Annotated in this window: 1 protein-coding gene; it reads right to left on the bottom strand. The window is 63.9% G+C overall.

Annotated elements, in window-relative coordinates:
* Positions 1-884, bottom strand: an 884-nt coding sequence (locus A3754_RS02035) for an anhydro-N-acetylmuramic acid kinase (RefSeq protein WP_063518715.1), incomplete at both ends; no start/stop codon positions are given.

The following is an 884-nucleotide window of genomic DNA, read 5'->3' as shown; positions in this document are numbered from 1 at the left end:
GCCAACCAGGCAAACGCGGCGGCTTCCACCCAGTCCGGGTGCAGTCCGTGCTCGGCGGTGCTGGTGACCGGGGTGTTGAGTAATGCCTGAAGGCGTTCCAGCAGGTGCCGGTTATGGGCGCCTCCACCACAGATCAGTACGTGATCGGGCTGGAAGTTGTTAAGTGCATCGCTGATCGAGTGGGCGGTGAGTTCTGCCAGTGTTGCCTGGATGACGTCATCAGGGAGCGAGTGGTTAGCCAGTTGGGCGTTGAGCCAGTCGCGGCTGAAGCGTTCCCGTCCGGTGCTTTTCGGGGGCGGCTGATGGAAATACGGATCATCCAGCAGGGTAGTGAGCAGGGTGCTGTCGGGCTGGGCGCTGGCGGCCCAGTCACCGTTGCGGTCGTAGGCTTGCTGGTAGTGCTGTTGAATCCAGCTATCCATCAGCACGTTGCCCGGGCCGGTATCAAAGCCGCCGGTGAGCTGGCCGGTATCCAGCAAGGTCACATTGGCCATGCCGCCGATGTTGATCACGGCAATGCGTTGATCAGGGCGGGCAAATAACTGTCGATGAAAGGGCGGCACCAGCGGGGCGCCTTGCCCGCCCAGCGCCATATCCTTGTTGCGAAAGTTGCTGACCACGGGGATGCCGGTTGCCACGGCCAGCGAATCCGGGCAGCCCAGTTGTACGCTGAAGCCGGGCGGTTGCGGGCGATGGCGAATGGTCTGCCCGTGGCAGCCGATGGCACGGACCTGGTCCGGGGTTATGCCGGCCTGCGTGAGCAGGGTCTGGCAGGTGTTGGCGTAATGTCCGGCCAGCTGCAGGTTGACGCGGCCGGCCCGGTCGATTTCGTTACTGCCCGGCTGGCACAGGGCGAGAATGTCGTCGCGAAGCGGTGCCGGGAT

Source organism: Alcanivorax sp. HI0083 (assembly GCF_001635175.1).
The sequence above is the reverse complement of the archived record's forward strand: the minus strand, read 5'-3'. Positions and strand labels throughout refer to the sequence as shown.